The 21615-nt window shown below is 59.5% G+C and carries 16 protein-coding genes; 7 read left to right on the forward strand and 9 right to left on the reverse strand.

All coding sequences use genetic code 11. The features are described from left to right. Positions 1–42: 42 nt before the first annotated feature. Both M2447_RS04140 and M2447_RS04145 read right to left on the reverse strand, forming a co-directional pair. Positions 43–1233, reverse strand: coding sequence for an ATP-binding protein (locus M2447_RS04140; protein WP_277557512.1), 1191 nt, complete (start codon positions 1231–1233; stop codon positions 43–45). Continuing rightward, the gene (locus tag M2447_RS04145) at positions 1214–1993 is read right to left on the reverse strand and encodes a ribonuclease HII (protein ID WP_277557513.1); all 780 of its coding nucleotides are present in this window, start codon (positions 1991–1993) and stop codon (positions 1214–1216) included. Before M2447_RS04145 ends, M2447_RS04140 begins: the two co-directional genes overlap by 20 nt. A gap of 408 nt (positions 1994–2401) precedes the next feature. Here M2447_RS04145 and M2447_RS04150 point away from each other — a divergent pair, with 408 nt between their 5' ends. The 3 genes from M2447_RS04150 to cimA all read left to right on the forward strand — a co-directional run bounded on the left by M2447_RS04150 (position 2402) and on the right by cimA (position 9200). Then, the gene (locus M2447_RS04150) at positions 2402–7129 is read left to right on the forward strand and encodes a RecQ family ATP-dependent DNA helicase (RefSeq protein WP_277557514.1); all 4728 of its coding nucleotides are present in this window, start codon (positions 2402–2404) and stop codon (positions 7127–7129) included. A 149-nt stretch (positions 7130–7278) separates the two neighbouring features. Then, positions 7279–7509 (forward strand): 50S ribosomal protein L28, encoded by a 231-nt coding sequence (gene rpmB, locus M2447_RS04155; protein ID WP_277507946.1) that lies wholly within the window; start codon positions 7279–7281, stop codon positions 7507–7509. A 119-nt stretch (positions 7510–7628) separates the two neighbouring features. After that, a complete protein-coding gene (gene cimA / locus M2447_RS04160) occupies positions 7629–9200 on the forward strand; it encodes a citramalate synthase (RefSeq protein WP_277557515.1) in 1572 nt (523 codons plus the stop codon). Positions 9201–9362: 162 nt separating this feature from the next. Here cimA and thrC read toward each other — a convergent pair whose 3' ends face one another. From thrC to M2447_RS04175, 3 genes are all read right to left on the reverse strand, one after another. Continuing rightward, the gene (thrC, locus tag M2447_RS04165; protein WP_277557516.1) at positions 9363–10730 is read right to left on the reverse strand and encodes a threonine synthase; all 1368 of its coding nucleotides are present in this window, start codon (positions 10728–10730) and stop codon (positions 9363–9365) included. 76 nt (positions 10731–10806) lie between these two features. After that, positions 10807–11202, reverse strand: a complete 396-nt coding sequence (locus M2447_RS04170; protein WP_108823990.1) for a four helix bundle protein — start codon at positions 11200–11202, stop codon at positions 10807–10809. Between the two features lie 73 nt (positions 11203–11275). Beyond that, complete coding sequence (locus tag M2447_RS04175; protein WP_277507949.1) at positions 11276–12490, reverse strand: aspartate kinase; 1215 nt, start codon at positions 12488–12490, stop codon at positions 11276–11278. 265 nt (positions 12491–12755) lie between these two features. Between M2447_RS04175 and M2447_RS04180 the strand changes: the two genes are divergently transcribed. From M2447_RS04180 to M2447_RS04190, 3 genes are read left to right on the forward strand one after another with little or no spacing between them, the layout of a single operon-like run. Next, positions 12756–13352 carry an RNA polymerase sigma factor gene (locus tag M2447_RS04180; RefSeq protein WP_108823992.1) on the forward strand — a complete coding sequence of 199 codons (597 nt, stop codon included), beginning with the start codon at positions 12756–12758 and terminating at the stop codon, positions 13350–13352. Then, entirely contained in the window at positions 13349–13690 is a 342-nt protein-coding gene (locus M2447_RS04185; protein ID WP_277507950.1) for a hypothetical protein, read from the forward strand. The genes M2447_RS04180 and M2447_RS04185 overlap by 4 nt, the downstream gene beginning before the upstream one ends. Before the next feature lie 18 nt (positions 13691–13708). After that, entirely contained in the window at positions 13709–14200 is a 492-nt protein-coding gene (locus M2447_RS04190) for a hypothetical protein (protein ID WP_277557517.1), read from the forward strand. A gap of 41 nt (positions 14201–14241) precedes the next feature. Here the strand turns inward: M2447_RS04190 and M2447_RS04195 are convergent, their stop codons facing one another. Then, complete coding sequence (locus M2447_RS04195) at positions 14242–14634, reverse strand: VOC family protein (RefSeq protein ID WP_277507951.1); 393 nt, start codon at positions 14632–14634, stop codon at positions 14242–14244. Between the two features lie 36 nt (positions 14635–14670). Further along, complete coding sequence (locus M2447_RS04200; protein WP_277557518.1) at positions 14671–16311, reverse strand: peptide ABC transporter substrate-binding protein; 1641 nt, start codon at positions 16309–16311, stop codon at positions 14671–14673. An 81-nt stretch (positions 16312–16392) separates the two neighbouring features. On the opposite strand from M2447_RS04200, the gene M2447_RS04205 reads away from it, so the two are divergent. Next, complete coding sequence (locus tag M2447_RS04205) at positions 16393–19278, forward strand: insulinase family protein (RefSeq protein ID WP_277557519.1); 2886 nt, start codon at positions 16393–16395, stop codon at positions 19276–19278. A gap of 67 nt (positions 19279–19345) precedes the next feature. On the opposite strand, the gene M2447_RS04210 is transcribed toward M2447_RS04205, so the two are convergent. Then, positions 19346–20296: a family 43 glycosylhydrolase gene (locus M2447_RS04210; protein ID WP_277557520.1), complete on the reverse strand. Its 951-nt coding sequence runs from the start codon at positions 20294–20296 to the stop codon at positions 19346–19348. Between the two features lie 93 nt (positions 20297–20389). Next, positions 20390–21556, reverse strand: coding sequence for an MBL fold metallo-hydrolase (locus M2447_RS04215; RefSeq protein WP_277557521.1), 1167 nt, complete (start codon positions 21554–21556; stop codon positions 20390–20392). Between the last annotated feature and the right edge of the window lie 59 nt (positions 21557–21615).

Here is a 21615-nt window from a genome sequence, read left to right on the forward strand (position 1 = left end):
CGCCCCGGATTTTTCCGGGGCGTTTTTCATGAAAGGCCGCGCCTACTTCAACATCCGCACACGGCGGTCTTTTCTTGGAAATTGCAAGGTCACCACGGTTCCCGCGCCCTCGCGGCTTTCGACGCCGATCTGGCCGCCGTGCTCGCGCATGATGCGCTGCACAATCATCAACCCGAGACCGTGCCCGCCCTGCTTGGTCGTGTGATACGGCTGGAACAGCTTCGCGAGATCGGCCTGCTTGATGCCCGCGCCGGTGTCCCCAAAAAGCAAATACACATTGTCGTCGTCCGCGCGCGCCTTGACGCGCAACACACCGCCGGGCTGCATCGCCTCCATCGCGTTTTTGTTGATGTTAAAAAACACCTGCTTGAGCTGGTTGCGATCCGCCATCACCAAGGGCAGGTCGCCCGGCGCCTCGACCTCGACCGTGATGCCGCGATCCTCCAGCTCGCGCCGCTGGAAATGCAGCACGTCGGCGAGCACTTCGCTGACCTGCGTCTCGCACAAATCCGGCGGACGCGGGTGCACCGCCTCCAGAAAATTCGTGATGATTCCGTCGAGGCGCTTCACCTCCTCCTGGCAAACGCCAATCGACTCGGCCAGCGCATCGGCATCCTTTTGGGCGGCGCCCTTGAGTTTTTTCAAACGCCGTTCGATGAGTTGCAGATGAATTGTGAGGGAGTTGAGCGGATTGCCGAGCTCGTGCGCCACGCCGGCGGCAAGCAGGCGGATCGACGATGTGCGCTCGTCCGCGATGCGCTGCTCCGTCTTTTCGCGCTCGTTGGTGATGTCGCCCAGGATCACGGCATATTGCTGCCGCCCGCCGTTTTCGTCCGAGAAAAACGGCACCATGTAAAGCCGCAGCACGCGCGGCTCGGGATAGGTCAGCTCGATCTCGCGCGTCATCGCATGGGCCGCTTGCACGGCGTCGTCGCGCGCGTCCCCGCTCACATCGATGATCGGCGGGCGCAGCCCCGGCACAAAACGCCAGAGCACCACGTCGCCGAGCTGGTCGTCGCGCAGGCCGAGCATTTTGCCGGCGGTCTGGTTCGCATACTCGACGCGCCCGTCGGCATCGACCAGAATCACGCCGTCCTTGAGCACGTTGAAAATATTTTCGAGCAGGCGGCGTTCCCGCGCGAGACGCTGCACGAGGCTGGCGCGGCTGGCGGGATCGAGGCTGTCGAACCTGCCCAGGACATGATCGAGCGATTTATATGTTTTGGCCGCCATTTTCGAAAAACGATAATTGCCCCGGATCCTCGCGATGGTCGAGCAGCTTGCGCAGGAATTTTGCGCGATGCTGCGGGCTGCTTCCCTTTTCCAGCACCGCCGCGCGATGCATTTCGGTGCCGTAGCCCTTGTGCTGCTCGAAACCATAGCCCGGATGCTCGCCATCGAGCTCCGTCATCAGGCGGTCGCGCGTCACCTTTGCGATGATCGACGCCATCGCGATGCAAAGCGAGCGCGCGTCGCCGCCGACAACCCCCGTGTGCGGATACGGAAAACTTTTCAGCGGCAGCCCGTCGACCAGGATGCGGCACGACAGTTTTTGCCCGAAAAACGGACTGCGCGTTTCCATGTCCGCAAACAATTCCGGCTCGCCGGGCTTGCTGCGGCGGAAGGCCGCCGGCGGATAAATGCCCTCGAGCGCGCGCCGCATGGCGAGCTTTGTGGCGCCGAGAATGTCCATCTGTTCGATTTCATCGACCGATGCCACGCCGTGGTGCGCGTGGATGAGCCCGCCACGCGCTAGCTTGTCGAGGTCGTTCCACGCCTCCTCGCGTCCGGCGGCGGTGAGCTGCTTCGAGTCGTTGATGCGCCCCGCGTTTCTCATGGCCCAGTTGCTCGCCAAAAACTCCCGAGTCACGAGCACGGCGGCGGCCACGACCGGCCCGGCGAGAGCGCCCCGGCCGGCCTCGTCGACCCCGATGAGGCTTTCGTAACCGTTGATCTGTTTTAAGTCGTAGCCGCGCAGCTGGCGGCGTTTCATGCGTTCCGGTTGTAAGACTCGCCGCCCATGGTGCAAGCACGCTGATTAGCCGTTGCCGCGCAAAAAATCACGCCACCTCCGCCCTGTTTCGCACGCGCATAACCAAGCACGAGGGAAAAATTGCGCTGCAAAATTTTTTGAATGCCTCCCGCCATGCTATTGCCCTCGCCTCTTGTATTCGACTATGTCTTTTCACCGCACATGGCATCAAACACGCACAGGATCGTTTGCTTCGACATCGAAATATCCCGACAAAACCATAGTGTTTTGGACATCGGTGCGGTTGATGATGCAGAATGCGTTTTTCATTCGCCCTTAAAAAGGGCATTCGCAGAATTCTTAGAAGGCGCGGCTTTTGTCTGCGGGCACAATATTATTCGTCACGATCTGAAATTCGTGGGCGAGTGCATGCCAAAGTCAGCAGTGACGGTGGACACGTTGCCGCTCTCCCCGTTGCTTTTTCCGCGCAAACCCTATCATGCGCTGCTCAAGGACGACAAACTGATCTGCGACGAACTGAACAATCCGGTCAACGATGCGCGCAAAGCGAGGGAACTGCTCGATGCCGAACTCGCCGAGTGGACGAAGCTGCCGTCGGAATTGCGCGCCATTTTTTTCGAACTGCTTTCCGGGAAGCCTGATTTTTGCGGCTTCATCAAACTTGCAAATTCCACCTCCGGTGCCACGGCCCCCGCCTCCTCCGATGCCAGCACAATTGCAAAAACTATTGCCGACTTTTATCGCGAATTGATTTGCGAAAATGCTCCTCTCGCGGAAACCGTGACAAAAAATCCGGTCGAGCTCGCCTACGCGCTGGCGCTCATTCATTGCGCCGACGTCGGGTCACTCACGCCGCCGTGGGTGTTGATGCAACATCCCCGTGTCGAGCACGTGTTTCGCCGGCTGCGAGCGACACCGTGCATCGCCGGATGCCCGTATTGCCGCGAAAAACTGGACCCACGGCACGGACTTAAAAAGTTTTTCGGTTTCGACAACTTCCGCTCCTACGCAGGCGAACCATTGCAGGAAAATGCCGCGCGGGCCGCCGTTGGGGGAAAGTCCGTGCTGGCTGTTTTTCCAACGGGCGGCGGCAAATCCGTCACCTTCCAAGTCCCGGCGTTGATGGCCGGCGAAGCCGAAAAAGCGCTTACTGTCGTCATTTCGCCGCTCCAGTCGCTTATGAAAGACCAGGTGGACAACTTGGAAGCGCGCGGCATCACGCAAGCCGTCGCCATCAGCGGACTGCTTGATCCCATCGAACACGCCAAGGCCATCGAACGCGTCGCCGACGGTTCCGCCTGCCTGCTTTACATCGCGCCCGAATCACTGCGCTCGGTGACGATGGAAAAACTTCTCCTCCAGCGAAACATCGCCCGTTTTGTCATTGATGAGGCGCACTGTTTCTCCTCCTGGGGACAGGATTTTCGTCCCGATTATTTATATGTTGGCGATTTCATAAAAAATCTTCTCGAGCGAAAACTCTCGGGCGCGACCGGCGACCCAATCCCCGTTTCCTGCTTCACCGCCACCGCCAAGCAACGCGTCATTGAGGATATCTGCGCGTATTTTAAGGAAAAACTCGGGCTCACCCTCGATGTTTTTATCGCGCGGTCCCAACGCGAAAACCTGCACTACGTCGTGCTCGAACGCACCGGTGATGATGAAAAGTTCAACACGGTGCGCGACCTCATCGAGCAACACAAATGCCCGACTATCGTTTACGTATCGCGAACCCGACGCGCCACGGAAATCGCCGGGCATCTGGCGCAAAACGGCTTCGCGGCGCTCGCGTTTCACGGCAAAATGGATCGCGAGGAAAAGACCGGCAACCAGAACAAATTTCTCTCCGGCGAAGCCCAAATCATGGTCGCCACAACCGCGTTTGGCATGGGCGTTGACAAAAAAGACGTCGAACTCGTCATCCACTACGACATCTCCGACTCCATCGAAAATTACGTTCAGGAAGCAGGCCGCGCAGGGCGCGACGAAAATATCCGCGCCGAATGTTACGTCCTCTTTAACGAGGACGACCTCAACAAACACTTCCTCCTCCTCAACCAGACAAAACTCAACCTCGGCGAAATTAACCAAGTTTGGCACGCGATAAAAAACCTTACAAAAAACCGTTCGAGCGTCCAGCAATCAGCCCTCGAAATCGCGCGCGAAGCCGGGTGGGACGACACTTCCGGCGCTGAAATGGAGACGCGCATACTCACCGCCATCAACGCACTGGAGCAATCGGGCTACCTGAAACGAAAACAAAATTCACCCCGCATCTACGCCAGCAGCATCCGCTGCCAGTCAATGATCGAGGCGTCGCAAAAAATCGCCGCATCGGCGCGTTTCGCCAGCGAAACTCAGCGCCAAAACGCCAGCCGCATCATGGCCAATCTTTTCAGCGCGCGCAGTCGCAAAGGCTCGATGCAAGACGGCGCGGAAAGCAGGGTGGATTACATCTCGGACAACCTCGGCATCGTGCGCGAGGACGTCATTCGCGTCATCCAGATTCTGCGTGAGGAAAAGATTCTTGATGACCAGAAGGACATGTCCGCCCATTTCGCCCGCAACGAAAGCGAAACCACGGCACGCCGAATCCTGAAGGAGCATGTTGAAATCGAACACTTCCTCCGAAAACACATCACCGAGGAAGGCTCCGTTCTCAACATTAAGGAGCTGAACGAAAATGCGGAAACCGCCGGGTGCCGCTCCTGCGACACGAAAAAAATCAACACACTGCTCAACTATTGGGACATCAAGCGCCTTGCCAAACGGGAGTGGGACGGACGCCACAATGCGCATGTCACCGCAAAGCTGCCTCCCAATGAGTTCGCCGGCGTCGTGGAAAAGCGCGGTGAAATCGCGCGCCGGATAGTCGAATATCTCCATGAAAAAATGGCGGCGGACGAGGATACGCAAAGGAGCGTGGCGCCGGACGCGCAAGTCGCCCCCCTGTCCACCTCCGTTTCCTTTTCCATCCTAGAGCTCGTCCGGATCGTTTCCGCCAATTCCGGCCTTTTTTCGATGGCGGCGAGCGCCGCCGAAATTGAGGACGCTCTCTTTTATCTTTCACGGATTGGCGCGATGAAAATTGAGGGCGGCTTCATGGTCGTCTACAATCGCCTTACCATCGAACGGAAAGAGCACAATCTCCGCGTCTCCTACAAAAAGGAGGACTATCAAAAACTCTCCGAGTTCTATGAAAACCGCATGCAGCAAATCCACATCATCGGCGAATACGCAAAAAGGATGCTGGAGGATTACGCTGGCGCGGTGCAGTTCGTTGACGACTACTTCCGTCTTAATTTTTCATCCTTCCTCTCCAAGTATTTCACAAATGCCCGACGCCGTGAAATGCGCCTCAACATCACGCCGAAAAAATACCGACAACTCTTCGAGTCGCTCTCGGAAACGCAGCGCCGCGTCATTGACGACAAGGACTCCCGGGTGATCGTTGTCGCCGCCGGGCCGGGCAGCGGAAAAACAAAACTTCTCGTTCACAAACTCGCCGCACTCCTGCTGATGGAGGACGTGAAACACGAGCAATTGTTAATGCTCACATTTTCAAGGGCGGCTGCGACCGTGTTCAAAACACGACTTCTCGAACTGGTCGGCAACGCCGCAAACTTCGTCGAGATAAAAACCTTTCACTCCTACTGCTTCGACTTGCTCGGTCGCGTGGGCTCGCTGACCAAGACAGACCACATCATCAAGGAAACCGTGGCAAAAATCCGCGCCGGCAATGTCGAGCAAAGCCGCATCACAAAAACCGTGCTCGTCATCGACGAGGCGCAGGACATGTCCGCCGACGAATTCGCACTCGTGAATCTGCTCATGGAACGCAGTGAAAAAAAGATGCGCATCATTGCCGTTGGGGACGACGACCAGAATATCTATACCTTTCGCGGCTCCGACTCGAAATACTTCGCCAGTTTGCTGAATGCCGAGGGTGCGACTCGCTACGACCTGCTCACCAACTACCGCGCACGGCCAAACCTTGTCGCCTTTTCAAACCAATTTGCCAGCACGATCACAGGCCGCATGAAGCGAATTCCCGTCGCCGCCAACGACACACAAAACGGCATCATCACGATCACCCGCTACACCACGCCGCACCTCGCCGCACCTCTCCTGCGGGTAATTTTGCGCACCGGCCTCGCCGGATCGACCGCCATCCTAACCCGCGACAACACCACCGCGGAAATCATCACCGGACTGCTCAACCACCACAACCAACCCGCCCGTCTCATCCAAAGCAACGACGGCTTTTCACTGGCGGACATTGAGGAAGTTCGTTTTTTCTTCCGCCAAATCGAGCAATTCACATCCATTCCCAATGACGAATGGAATGCAGCAAAAAGACTCCTGCAACGGATGTTTCCGACGACAAGCCGCGGACTCTCGGTATGCCGGTCGCTTATACGCGCATTTGAGGCCGCAAACACGCGTTCGCGCTACCGCACCGATTTCGAAATTTTCGTGCGCGAATCACGCCTCGAGGATTTTTGCGAAACGGAATCCCGCGAAACCATCACAGTCTCAACCATGCACAAGGCGAAGGGGCGCGAATTCGACAACGTGTTTCTTCTCCTCACGAAACCGCCGCGCGATGACGAGGAACGTCGCCTGCTCTATGTCGCGCTCACCCGCGCCCGCTCACGCCTCGCTATTCTCACCAACACCGGCACATTTGATTCAATCCAGGCCGACGCAGTGCGCCGGGTCACGGACACCAACGCCTGGGGCGAGCCATCCGAAATCACAATATTCCTTACGCACAAGGACGTGTGGCTCGATTTCTTCGAACGCGTTCAGGATCAACTGAAAAATATCCGCTCCGGCGACACGTTGCACATAACATCGGATGTGGACGGTTGCACTAGTTCGCATCCCGGCGCAACCGGACGGGTCATTTTGAGATTTTCGAAAAAATTCTCTGAAGAACTGGCGCGTAAAAAAGCGTCTGGCTACCAGCCTGTTTTCGCACGGGTGAACTTCGTCCTTTGGTGGAAAAAAACAGACGCCACCAGCCAAACGCCCCATGGCTGCGCCTGTAAAATCATCCTCCCCGAACTCCTTCTGCGAAAAAAACAAGAAAAACACATAAATCAGAACGCGATAATTTCGACTTTTCACTGAAGTTGTGATTCAGCCAAAACTGAATTTTTTCAAGGGACTTCAACGTATTTTTTACCCCATATACTCACAATCTTCCGTTTTTTTAAAAAATTTCCCTTGCCAGACTCGCGCGGGCAGCTTTGCCTCGCCGACTTCAATCTAATCGAAACATGGCAAGAATTTGTGCAATAACAGGCAAACGTCCCACCAAGGGCAGCCGCATTAACCGCAAGGGTCAGTCCAAAAAGAGCGGAGGCATCGGCACGCACGTGACGACCATCACTCCCCGCAAATTCCGCCCGAACCTTCAGCGAATTCGAATTAAGACCGCAAACGGCGGCACCAAGCGCATTCTCGTCTCCGTGAAGGCGATTAAGGCAGGTCTCGTCGAAAAAGTTTAATCCGCGAGCCCTCGTATCACGCACCCATTTCCAAAAGCCCGCGGATCAAGCCGCGGGCTTTTTGTTTTTTCTCACTCCCTCTCCAGCATCACACTACAAACTCCACACTTCGCATTCCCATGAGCACACCCACCCAGGTCAAAATATACGACACCACCCTCCGCGACGGCACGCAGGGCGAGGGCATCAACTTCTCAGTCACCGACAAACTCCTCATCGCGCAAAAACTCGACCAGTTCGGCGTGGACTACATCGAGGGCGGCTTCCCCGGCTCCAACCCGCGCGACATCACCTTTTTTCAGGAGGCGCAAAAACTCAAACTCAAGCACGCACGCCTCGCCGCCTTCGGCTCCACCCGCCGCGCCAATACCAAGGCCGACGCGGACCCGCAGCTCCGCATGCTTCTCGACAGCGGCATGCCCGTCATGACCATCGTCGGCAAGACGTGGACGCTCCACGTCACCGAAATCCTCAACACCACCCTTGAGGAAAACCTCGCCATGATCGGCGATTCCGTCGCCTACCTCACCGCGCAGGGACGCGAGGTGGTCTACGATGCCGAGCACTTTTTCGACGGCTACAAAGTCAACCCCGACTACGCGCTCAGCACACTCGCCACCGCGCTCAAAAACGGCGCGTCCAACCTCACCCTCTGCGATACCAACGGCGGCACGCTCGCGCACGACTTTGAAAAAATCGTCGCGCGCGTAGTCGGCGAATTCGGCCCCGAAAAAGTCGGCATCCACACGCACAACGACTCCGGCCTCGCCGTCGCGCTCTCCCTCTCCGGAATCGCCGCCGGCGCGCGCCTCGTGCAAGGCACCGTCAACGGCTACGGCGAACGCACCGGCAACGCCAACCTCGTCACCGTCCTCCCCAGTCTCTTCCTGAAAATGGGCTGCACCGCGCACTGCGCGCCCAAGCTCGGGGAACTGCGCGAGCTCTCGCTCTATTTCGACGAACTCGCCAATCTCCCCCCCGACACCAAGACCCCCTACGTCGGCGCCTCGGCCTTCGCGCACAAAGGCGGTCTCCACGCCAACGCCGCGCAAAAGGTCAAATCCAGTTACGAGCACATCGACCCCTCGCTCGTCGGAAACCGCACCCGCATCCTCGTGTCCGACATGGCCGGACGCACCAGCATCGCCACCAAGGCGCGCGAACTCGGATACGAATTCGACGAAAAATCCCCCACCATCGCCGACCTCATCAAGCAACTCAAGACGCGCGAGTTCGAAGGCTACGAATACGAGGCCGCCGACGCCTCGCTCAAGCTCCTCATCGCAAAAAACCTTGGCCACTACAAACCCGCCTTTGAACTCGAAGCCTACCGCGTTATCATCGAGCGCCGTCACGACGAGCTCGTCTCCGAGGCCACCGTCAAAATCAAGGTCAACGGACAAACCTACCTCACCGTCTCCGAGGCCAATGGCCCGGTGGCGGCGCTCGACCGCGCCCTGCGCAACGCGCTCGAACCCGTCTATCCCCAACTGAAAACTGTCACCCTGGCCGACTACAAAGTGCGCATCCTCGACAGCCAGCAGCACGCCGCCGCGCGCACCCGGGTCCTCATCGAAACAAACGACGAGCGGGGAAACATCTGGGGCACTGTCGGCGTGAGCGACAATATCATCGACGCCAGCTGGGAGGCCCTCCGCGACTCCGTCGAATACAAACTACTGCAGGGATAACCCCGGAAACGCAACCCGGCCCAAACTAAAATAAACCGGTCGGGTTTCATGGGGAGTGCAACCTATGGGTTGCACTGTCTATGATCTGATTTTGGTCTTCAACGGGTGGGGCGCGCTCGCCGAGCGCGCCGAGAACCGCGAAGAATAAAACCTCAAACGCGCCTAAACCGCGCTTGCCGTGATGAACGCCTTGATCGCGGCGGGGTCGGCCTTGATCTTGTGCTTCACGAGCGGGCGCGTTTTTAGAATTTCGAGCGCGGGGTCGGTCGGCTCGACGCCGATGGCCTCGCGAATCGTGTCGGGGAATTTCGCCGGGCTCGCCGTCGCGAGCACCACGCTGGCGCGGTCACGCGAGAGATCCTTGAAGGCGCATGCCGTGTGCGGATCGACGATGTATCCGAAATCCTGATACACGCGCTTGATGATGCCGGGGATTTCCGCGTCGTCGCAGCGCGAGGCGCCGAAGGTGTCGCGGTTGAAATTTTCAAACACGTAGCGGCCTGTCGTCTTGAACGCGTGCATGACTTCGCGCACTTTGGCCGTGTCGCGTCCGAGGCTGTAATAAAGGAAGCGCTCGAAGTTCGACGACACCTGGATGTCCATCGACGGCGCGAGGCTCGGGCGGACATCCGCCACGCTGTATTCGCCGGTCGTGAAGAGGCGGTGGAGAATGTCGTTCTGGTTTGTGGCGACCTTGAAGCCGCGAATCGGCACGCCCATTTTTTGGAGCATCCAACCGGCAAGCACATTTCCAAAATTGCCGGTCGGCACGACAAACTCCGCCGAAGCGCGCGCGCCTTCCGGCAGGCGCAGCCATGCGGACAAATAATAAACGCATTGAGCGAGCACACGGGCGAGGTTGATCGAATTGACCGCCGACAAATGGTAGCGCGTGCGGAATTCCTGGTCGCCGAAAACATCCTTCAGCGCGTTTTGCGCGTCGTCGAAAGTGCCGTCGATTGCGAGCGTGAAGACGTTTTTCGCGCCGGTGCAGGCCATCTGGCGCTCCTGCAGCGGCGAGGTGCGCCCGTCGGGATAAAGGATGAAGATGGCGGTGCCGGGTTTGCCCAAAAGTCCGTGGATGGCGGCGGAGCCAGTGTCGCCGGATGTCGCCCCGAGGACGTTGATCGACTCGCCGCGCACACGGCATTGGTGCTCGTAGAGATTGCCGAGCACTTGCAATGCAAAGTCCTTGAACGCGAGCGTGGGGCCGTGAAAAAGTTCGAGCACGAACAGATCCGGCGAGAGCTGCTTGAGCGGCGCGATTTCGGGAACGGAAAAGGTGGTGTAGGATTTCGCAATGATCGCGCGCAGTGTCTCCTCCGGAATATCGGTCGCGAAGTGGCGCAGAAACTCGAAGCACAGCGCGGCGTAGTCGTTTTTCAGCGCGTCGAAGCGCACGAGCTGCGCGTCATCAAACGCGGGCAGCGTCTCCGGCAGGAACAAACCGCCGTCCGGCGCGAGTCCGGTGGCGACGGCGTCGGAAAATGAGAGTGCCGGAGTTTGTCCGCGTGTGGATGTATAGAGCATGAGAAGAAGAGGCCAGAAAACCAGAGGCCAGAGTGCCAGAGGTCGGAAGACGAAGTATTGAAATTAGAAAATTATGTTATGACTGTTTGTCATCGTCGCTCAATAGGAATGGTTCGGGATTGCGAATCATGCTTCCCAGCATTCGGCCCACTTCCCGAGCCAGTTCCACGTGTTCATCGAATTCAGGTTGATTGATATATCCGTGACTGCGCGCGAAGCGGAGCCAGTTTTCGGATTCCAGCAATTCGCCGTCGGCATCGGTAAGCTTGCTGATGAAATGAGCTCTGTAGCGTCGCTTGGCCCATGATTCACAGATGTTGCCACTCACCGAGCGCGCAGACCGGCGAACCTGATCGGTCAGGGCGTAACGTTCTTCGCGCGGCCAGTTTCTGGATAACTCAAATATGCGACACCCGAAATCGAACGCCTTTTGCCACACAATCAAATCGGTGTAATGGCGAATCAATCCCATGGGTTGTCAATGTTTGGGCATTCTGGCCTCTGGCTCTCTGGTCTTCTGGCTTTCCGGCCTCTTGCCTTCCCCTTCACGCGTCGAGTCCGAAGACCTTGTGCGCGATGCGGGCGGCTTCGTCAACGCGCTCGCTGGAGATGACGACGGATATCTTGATCTCGGAGGTTGTGATCATGTCGATGTTCACGTTCACGTCGGCGAGCGTCTGGAAGAGCGTCGCGGCCACGCCGCTGTGCGTCTTCATGCCGACTCCGACAACGGACAACTTGGCGATGTCCTCCTGGATCGTCACGTTGCCGCCGCCGATTTCCTCAAGCACGGGGGCGAGCGTTTGCTGCGCCTTATTGGAGTCAACCTGCGGAACGGTGAAGGAGAGGTTGGCGACGCCGTTGCGGCCCACGTTCTGCACGATCATGTCAACGATGACATTCGCGTCGGCCAGGGCGCGAAACACCTTGGCGGCGGAGCCGGGCTTGTCGGCGATGTTGCTGACGGTGACCTTGGCCTGGTCCTTGTCGACGGCGACTCCGCGCACGACGACTTTTTCCATATACGAGACTTCTTCTTTCACGATTGTTCCTGGGTTGTGGTTAAAGGATGAGCGGACTTCAAAAACGACGCCGTATTTCTTGGCGAATTCGACCGAGCGGCTTTGCATGACCTTCGAGCCCGACGAGGCGAGCTCGAGCATTTCGTCGTAGGAAATCTCGTCGATTTTTTTCGCGGTTTTCACAATGCGCGGATCGGCCGTGTAAACGCCGTCAACGTCGGTGTAGATTTCGCATTTGTCGGCCTTGAGCGGCGCGGCGAGCGCGATGGCGGTGAGGTCCGAGCCGCCGCGGCCGAGCGTGGTGAGCTGGCCCGCGGCGTTGATGCCCTGAAAGCCGGCAACGATGACGACCTTGCCCTGCTTGAGCGCGTCCTCGATTTGCTTGGGCGTGATGGTCTGTATCTTGGCGCGTGTGTGCGCGTCGTTGGTGAGGATGCCCGCCTGCGCGCCGGTGAAGCTGACCGCGGGCACGCCGAGCGCGTGCAGGGCCATCGCGGTCAGCGCGATGGTTTCCTGTTCGCCAACCGCGAGGAGCATGTCCATTTCGCGCTCGTTGGGAAGGTCGCTGATGGACTTGGCGCGCGCGATGAGCTCGTTTGTCACGCCCGAACGGGCTGAGACGACAACGACTACTTCGTTGCCATCGTCGCGGGTGAGTTTGACGCGTTCCGCGACTTTTTTGATGCGTTCGACGTCACCGACTGAGGTGCCGCCATATTTTTGGACGATGCGTGCCATGTAGGAATAGGGACGAAAGATGAGACTAAAAAACAAGTTTTGTCCTTCCGGCGAGAGGAAAAACGAGCCGCGCTGAGGCTGGCACGCGAGACGGGGTGCCGTTTGGCACGCGAGGAGGCGGGCGCAACGCTCCATTGCGCATGCGCACTCCACTGGTTCCGCGCTCCGCAACACCCCGCCCGCGGACGCGACATCTCATGAAAATAGTAACTTGCGGCTCGCAAAAACCGTCACAGTTCATTGTGAATGCTGTTTCGATCAACTTATGCCTGCCGACCCCGACGCGCCCTTTGACATCGCCCGCTGCCTGGAGCGGGTGCGCGCGCGCGATCAGGAGGCCGCGCGCGAGCTGGTCGAGCACCTTTACCCGCTGGTCATCCGCATTGTCCGCTCGCATCTTCCCCGCCGCGTGCCGGAGGAGGATCTCGCACAGGAGGTGTTTATGAAAATGTTCACGCGCCTCGGCCAATACCAGGGAGCCATGCCGCTCTCGCACTGGGTTTCGCGCATCGCGGTGACGACATGCATCGACCACCTGCGCGCCCAAAAACGGCGCCCCGAGTTTCGCTGGGCCGACCTTTCCGAGACGGAGGCGGAGGTTCTGGACAGCGTCATCACCAACGAAAACGATGTGGCTGCGGGCGACGCATTTGCCGCGCGCGAACTCGTCCACCGGCTTCTCGACCAGCTCAAGCCCGAGGATCGCATGGTCATCCAACTGCTCGATCTCGAGCAAAAAACACTCGCCGAAATCAGCGCGCTCACCGGCTGGAACACCACGCTCATCAAGGTCCGCGCCTTCCGCGCGCGGCGCAAGTTGAGGAAATTTTTTCAAGAACTAAAAAAGGAGGAACGCTCATGAATCCCGCCACACCGAGAACAACCGCATGGAAACGACTGACGGAGGCCGCCCGGCGCTCGCAATTTGAAAAGGTGAGCGACATCCCGGCTCCCTATGGGTTTGCCACGCGCGTCGCCGCACGGGCGCTCAGCATGCCGCCAACCTCCGCCGGGCCGTTTTTCGTGGCCAAGCTCACGCTGCGCGGACTCTGCGTCGCCGGCCTGCTTGCCATTGTCAGTGTGACCATCAACCTCGGCCCGATCCTGCGCAACATTGACAAGGCGGCAGGCGACCTCGGGGGCACGTCCATCGAGGCCGTTGAAGTCGAGAACAACACCGAAGTCCCCGCCCAGCCCTGAGCACCCGGCTATTTCGAAATGAACAAAACCATCATCACCGTATTTGCCCTGATCGGCATTTTTTTCTGCGGCGCCATCGCGGGCGGTGTCTTTGCCGTGCGTTACGTGAACGTGACCGTGCAAAGAAAAGCCGCCGCCCAGCAACTCAGCAACCAGCAATGGGTGCGCATCACCAACCGCCTCGACCCCACGCCGGAACAGCGCGAACAGATCAAGGCCATCGTCACCGTTTACATGGAGAAACAACAGGCCTCGCGCCAAATCGAACGCGACGCCTCGGCCAAGTTGCACAACGACATTCGCGCCGTCCTCACGCCCGGACAAGTGGAGGAATACGACAAAATCCGCGCCCGCCATCGCGAAAACGAACGACTCTGGCAGCGCTGGTATAAGGAACAACGCGCCAGGCACGGCGAGTCCCCGCTCGTAAGCCCCAAGCGCGTCGACCTGAAAAACAAGAAGGAAAAGGGCCGGGAAAAGAATCCCAAGCCCGCAACGCCGGAGAAATAACCGCGCGCGAAAATCGCCGGAACAGCCTCGCCCGAGTCCACTCAGATCACAAGAAAGTCCTTCTTCGAGGAACCCTTGAGCTTGTAAATGACGATGTTGTTGCCGTCTGGATCGTTCACCGTGGCCTGATAAGTGCCCGAAATCTCGGCGGGCATTGTCACGAAAGTCGTGTCGTGCGCGCGCAACGAGGCGATGACGTCGTTGAAATTGTCCACCTCGAACGCCACGGTGACTCGCGGCATGTTTGCCACGGGCAGCTGCCCCTCGCACTTGATCGTGACGCGCCCCGAGTCCAAGTCGTAGTCAATCGAACCACGCCCGTCCTTTTCAAAAATCCGGGCGGGCAGCAAATGAAGCGCATCCTCGTAAAATTTTCTCGCGCGGGCGATGTCGGACACGGGCAAAACAACGAATGCGATTTTGGTGATTTTCATGATATCGTGAGTAGTTAGACAGAGTTTCCGGGCAAATCAATCCGCCTCCAGCCAAACCGCCTTGTAAGGGTGGTGGTCGAGCAGGGTCGGATGCCAGTTCCTGACCGAAGGCCGGATCAAAAAAACGTGCGAATAATGATAGAGCGGAATCATCGGCGACTGCCCCAGCAAAATCGCCTCCGCCTTTTGCAGCAACACCGCGCGCGCCTGCTTGTCCGCGGTGCGCGCCGCCTGGTAAAGCAGCTGGTCGAAAGCCGCGTCGCTCCAGCCCGTGTGGTTGTTTCCGCTCGACGATTCCCACACTTCGAGAAACGAAAGCGCGTCGGCATAGTCGGCCATCCACGCCGAGCGCAGCACCTGGTAATCGCGCGCCCGGCGCGCGCCGAGCACGGTCTTGTTCTCCTGATTGACGAGCGTCACGCTCAGCCCCAGCTCTCGCCGCCACATTTCCTGCACCGCCTCGGCCACGGCGCGATGGCTCTCCGATGTGTTGAAAAGGAGCTCGACCGGCGGAGCGCCCTTCCCCTCCGGATAACCCGCCTCGGCGAGCAGGGCGCGCGCCGCGTTTGCGTCGTGCCGCAACGCGCCGGGGGCCGGTTTTCCGTCCGCGCGCGCAAGGGCGTCCGGCGGCACGAATTCGTATGCGGGCGATTGCACGCCGCGGAGGATTTGCGCCGCGATGAGCTTGCGGTCAACCGCCAGCGAAAGTGCGCGCCGCACACGCGCATCATTCAAGAACGGACGCTCCGTGTTGATTCGGTAAAACTCGGTTCCCAAATACGGATCGACGCGCAACAGCCCCGGTGAATTGCGGCGATACGCGTCGATCTTCGAGGGGGAAAGCGCCTCGGTCAGGTGAAGCTGCCCCGCGCGAAACGCGCGCTCCTCGGCATCGCGACTCTCGAACGAATAAAACACGACCCCGTTCAGCCGCACATTTTCGGCATCCCAATAGGTCGGCGATTTTTCGACCGATATCCGCTGACCGTGCCGCCATTCCTTGAGGACGAACGCGCCGTTCCCAACAAAGCGTCCCGGTCTCGCCCAGTCGGTTTTGCGATCCGCAAGCGCGCCGTGCGCCTCGATCGAGCGCGCGTGCACCGGGAAAAATGCGGTGTGATTGAGCATCGACAAAAAATTCGCGCACGGATGCTCCAGCGTGATCTTCAGCGTGCGCTCGTTAACCGCCACCGCGCCCACTTGCGCAAAATCCTCCAGGTGCCCCTTGTGATACGCCTCCGCGTTTTGGATGATGTATAAAAAGTGCGCGTAATCCGCGGCGAGCGACGGCGAAAGCATGCGCTTGAACGACGCCACAAAATCACCCGCCGTCACCGGGTCGCCGTTGCTCCAGCGCGCGTTGTCGCGCAGCAAAAACGTGTAGGCCAACCCGTCCCGCGAGACATTCCAGCTCTCCGCGACGCCCGGCTCCGGGGACAGGTCAACCGGATTCTCCGTCACAAGCCCCTCGAGCAGCGCCGACAAAATATTATACTCCGAAGTCCCCGTCGCCAGGTGCGGATCGAGTGTCGCGATCTCCGGTCCCGCGCCTCGATGCAAAACCTGCTCGCGATTTCCACTGTCGATGGCGCGCTCGCGCTGAAAACAGGAGCCCAGCGCAAAAACGCCGAGGGCCGCCGCCGCGCAAAAGATTCGTTGAAAGATACGATGAGCCATGGAAACAGTTTGTCGCGCACCCAATACCATCAGCCGCGCCGTCGCAAGCGCGGAGCTCGCGGTGAATGTGTTTCTCTTGGCTTGCGAACAATTTTCGCCGCCCGCACCCTTGCCGCCAAGATGCCTCCCCGCCGCCATCCCCTTCCCCGGGTTTTCACGCTGCTCGCCGCATTGATCGCGATCGCGCTGCCCGCCCATTTGGCAAAAGCCGCGCCCTGGGCCAATCTCGAGACCGACTTGCCCCAGGATCCCGCGCTCGTCCTCGGCGAACTGCCCAACGGTTTTCGCTACGCGCTTCTGCCAAACGCCGAGCCCGCGAACCGCGTCTCGCTCCGGCTGCTTGTATCCGTTGGATCAATACACGAAAACGACAACGAGCGCGGCATCGCCCACTTCATCGAGCACATGGCGTTTCGCGGCACGCGCAACAAGCCCGGAGGCGGGCTCATTGCCGAGCTGGAACGCATGGGCGTCAGCTTCGGCCCCGATCACACCGCCTTCACCTCATTCAACAACACCATCTACCACCTCGAGCTGCCCGACGTTTCCAAGTCCACCCTGCGCGAGGGCTTGCGAGTCTTCCGCGAATACGCATCCGGCATCGAATTCGCGCCCGGCGACATAGAGCTCGAACGCGGCGTGATTCTCAGCGAAATGGCCACGCGCGACACCGGCATGGCGCGCGCCGGCCAGCGTTACAGCGCGTTCATCTGGCCCTCCGCGCGCGAAAACAGCCGCTCCCCCATCGGTGTCGAAAAACAAATCCGCCGCTTCACCCAAAAACAATTCCGCGCATTTTATGACGCGTGGTATCGCCCCGAGCGCATGGCGCTCATCGCCGTGGGGCAGATCGACCCCGATGCCCTGCGCGCGATGATCGCGGATGAGTTTTCCCCGCTTGCCGCGCGCGCCCCCGCGCGCCCGGAACCGCCGCCGCCATCCCCGCGCCCCGCCTCCAGGAAACTGCCGGCTGTCGGCGTCTTCACCCACAACGAACTCACCGGCATGGGTGTCATGCAAACCTGCGCGTGGGCCGAGCCGCCCGCGCCCTTCACGCGCGAGAAACTCGCCGAGCACACGCGCCGCAACCTCGCCCTGTCCATGTTCACCCGCCGCCTGACGCTCCGCGCCCGCCAGCCCGGCGCGCCGTTCGGCGCCCCAAATGTCGAATACACGCAACTTTTCCCCGGCCTGCGCATGGTCCAGTTTGCCGTTCCCGGCGACCTCAATAAAACTGACATCGTCATCGCCGCCGCCGAGCAATCCCTCCGCGCCGCGATCGAGCACGGTTTCACCCAAGGCGAGCTCGACGAGGCAAAGGCCGACCTCGTCAACCGCTACCGCCAGGGCGCCCTTTACGCCCCTTCCCGAAAATCGGCGATGCTCGCCTCGCAACTCGCCTATTTTTTGCTCAATGGCGAGGGATTCTGCACGCCCGAAACAACTTGGCGCGAAGTCGAAAAACCCATCGCCGACGCCACACTCGCCGAATGCAACGCCGCCTTTGCCAAGCTCTGGAGCCGCGCCCCCGTGCGCACATTTATCAACGGCAACATCCGCCTCCTGCCCTCCAAGCCCGCCGCCTTTGAGAAAAAACTCGCGGCCAGCCGCGCAATCCCCGTCAAGCCGCCCGCCGGAATCAAGGCGCTCGATTTTGCCTACACCGATTTCGGCAAGCCCGGACGCATTGCGGAAACCAAAACGCTCCCCGAAATCGACGCGCACCTTGTCCGCTTCGAGAACAACATTCTTCTCAACTTCAAGCACACCGAATACGAAAAAGACTACGTCCTCATAAACCTCCGCATCGGGCACGGAAAACGCGAGGAACCCAAAAACGTTCCCGGCATCGGACTCCTCGCATCAAAAGCCTTTCTTTTCGGCGGACTGGGCCGTCACACCGCAGCCGAGATCACCCATCTCAACGCGCGGCATCTGCTCGACATCAATTTTACAATCGCCGACGACGCCGCGCACTTTTACGCCCAATGCCCGGTGCGGTCGCTCCCCTACGCGCTTCAAATGATGACCGCCTTCATCACCGACGCCGCCTATCGGCCCGAGTCGTTCGTTCTCGCCCGGCCCGATCTCACAACACTGTTCCAGCACACCCTTTCGTCGCCCTCCGCAAACCTGAACGCGATTTGCGAACGCGCGCTCACGCGCGACACGCGCTTCGGCTGGCCCAATTACGACGAGCCCGCCTCCCGCACCGTCAACGAGCTTCGCGAATGGCTCGTCCCCCTTTTCACCTACGACGACATTGAGCTGAGCATCGTCGGCGATGTCGATTTGCAAGCCGCCCTCGATGCCGCCGCCGGGACGCTTGGCGCCCTTCCCGTTCGCGCCAAGCGCCTCCCGCCAAAACCCAACACCGGCGTCGCCTTCGCCCCCGCGCCCTCCGCGCCCATTGTCATCAATGTGAACCCCGCGCTCAAACAAGGCGCGTTCCTCCTCGTCTGGCCCGTGCCCGACGCCGGCGACACGCACCAAGACCGGGCCCGTGTGCTTCTTGCCGACGCGCTCGACAATGCCGTCCGCCTTTGCATCCGCGAACAACTCGGCGCCGCCTACGTCTCGTCCGCCGCCTATGCCACGCACGACGGTTTCGACAATTTCAACTACCTCTTCGTCGGCGCCGAGGTTGACCGCGGCTCGCTCGACAAAGCCATCAACGCCGTGCGCAAAACAATCGCCCGAATCGCCGCCAATGGTTTCAGTGACGACGAATTCCTGCGCGCCAAAAGACCCTTCGTCGAACACTACGACCAGCAATCCCGCACCAATGCCTACTGGGGCTACACCGTCCTGCGCGACATTCAAAACCGCCCCGAACGCCTCACCCAGGCGCTGACACGCCTTGCCGACGTCTCCTCGATAACACGCGACGAAATCAACGCCATCGCCGCCAGGCACCTCCGCGACGACACCCTTTTCCTTTTCAAAACAGCCCCCGCGAAAAAATAGGGCTGTTTAATTGAACTGTATTCGCGCCGTTAAAGGCCAACCCCGGCCATCGCAAATGGCATAAAACCTAATCGCGTCCGTCGGTCATTATGATCGGGAGGATCAGGCCTTTCTTGTCGTAACGCACGCGCTCAATCGCAATTTGCCGGCGCGTGCTATACGGGCCATCCCCGGTCTGGCCGTCATAGCGGTGATAAACAATAAGGTCGGAACCGTCGGCGGGATTTTTGAAAAAGGAATGATGCCCGGGTCCCTTGTGCGATGCGTCGCTTTTCAAAATTGCGCCGCGATATTTCCACGGGCCAACGGGGGATTTTGACGTCGCGTAGTGCACGGAATAGGAAGCCCTCTTGTAGCTTCCGTGGCTGTAGGACAAATAATACACGCCGTCGCGAAAATGCATGAACGCGCCTTCCGTAAAATGCGCGGGCGTCTCCACGGGCACTTCGGCGGCGAAGCTGACCATGTCTTTGTTCAACTCGAACACGCGCAGCTTCGAGCCGGCGCTTCCACCGGCGTAAAAATAATATTTCCCCGACTTCGGGTCGGCAAAGACCATCGGGTCAATTGCCTCGAAGCCTCTTTTGCCCTCGTCGTCAAGGAGCGGGCGGCCGCTGTCAACAAACGGCCCGGCGGGACTCGCCGCGGTGGCGACACCGATGCGCGAGCGCTTTGGGCCGACGGAATAATAAAAATACCACGTGCCGTCGCGCTCGATGACGCCGGGCGCCCACGCGCCGTGATGCTCGCGTCCATCCTCCCCCACCCACGGCACGTTCTTGAAATCCAGCACGGGGCCGTGGCGCTTCCACGTTTTTAAATCGTCCGATGAAAACGCGTAAAAGCGATCTCTCGATATGGTGGGATACAGCCAGACGGTTTTGCCGGCGACCACCGCGTGGGGATCGGCGCCGCGCATCAGCGGATTGGCGAACTCGCCCGCGCGGGCGTGACCTGCGGCGGCGGCGAACCCCGCAATGCAAACGAGCAGGATTGCGTGGCGAAAAACGGTTTTCATGGTTGGCAAGAAAGTCGAAGCGTTAATGCGCGCAAGCCTGCCTTCGCGAACGGACGAGACAACAAAAACCGCCAAAATCCGCGCTGGCGCGGATTAGTTTGCGGACGTTTGTTTGCCAACGCTTTCCCACCAGTGCGCGAAAGTTTGGGCGTCGTCGCGAAGGTCAACAATTTCGCCGATGACCGGCGTGAGCAGTCGAAGGTTTGGGGCTCGCCCGCCCTGTGTGACTCGCCGGTGGGGATCGTCCCAGTCGTGGTTTGAAATGCTGAACTTCGAGTTGTGCACGGGCAGCAGCCGCCTGGTTTTTAAATCGGCCGCGGCTTGCAGTGTTTCCTCCGGCATCATGTGGATGCTGGCCCAGTTTGGGTCGTATTGTCCGTTTTCGAGAATCGCGAGATCCATGGGGCCGAAGCGTTCGCCCGCCTCGGCGTAATGCGCGCCGTAGCCGCTGTCGCCCCCGATGTAGAAACGGAGCGCGGGAGTCTCCACAAAAAACGCGGCCCACATCGAGCGTTCATGCGAAAGACCGCGTCCGGAAAAATGGTGGGTGGTCAGGCAGTGCACTTTCACACCCGCCTCCGGCGAGGTTTCGTCGCCCCAGTGCATTTCAATGATCTGCTCCGGCTTGAAGCCCCAGTATTCGAGGTGCTCGCCGACGCCGAGCGCGCAGACAACTTTCCCGACCTTGGGCTTGAGTTTCAAAATGGTCTCGTAGTCGAGATGGTCCCAGTGATCGTGCGTGATGAAAAGGTAGTCGATGCCGGGCAGGTCGCCGACCGTGTAGGCATCGGAGCCCGTAAACGCCTTTGTGGTAAAGGAAACCGGCGAGGCCGCGCCGCTGAAAACCGGATCGACCAAGATGCGTTTCCCTCCCGCTTGCATAAAATATGAGGAATGCCCGAACCAGACGAGAACATCGCGTCCGGCGTCGAGATTATGCAAGTCGCGCTTCACGGACGGAACAGGGGCGGACGGCGTGCGCTTGCTTTTGTCGCCAAAGAAGAATTTCCCGAGCGCCTCGATCGTGCTCACGTTTTCCGGAGTTCGGGGCTTGGGCTCCACATTGCGAAATTTGCCGTTCTTGAAGTGCGGCGACTTTTGAATTCGTTCAAGGCGCGCACCACTGGGAAGGCGTCCAAATTTCGGATGCTGCATGTATGCAAACACCAACAGCGCCATCGCGCCGATCAGGCTGAGTCCGATGATCAACATGCGCTTAATCCACTTTCTTGTTTTGGTTGTTTTTTTGGCGGACGCCATGCGGTGTTGGGTTTGAGCGGCAGGGCGAGCGCGCCGAGCGCGCCGAGGATTGGCGAGAG

The sequence above is a fragment of the Ereboglobus sp. PH5-10 genome, from assembly GCF_029504735.1.
GTDB lineage: Bacteria > Verrucomicrobiota > Verrucomicrobiia > Opitutales > Opitutaceae > Ereboglobus.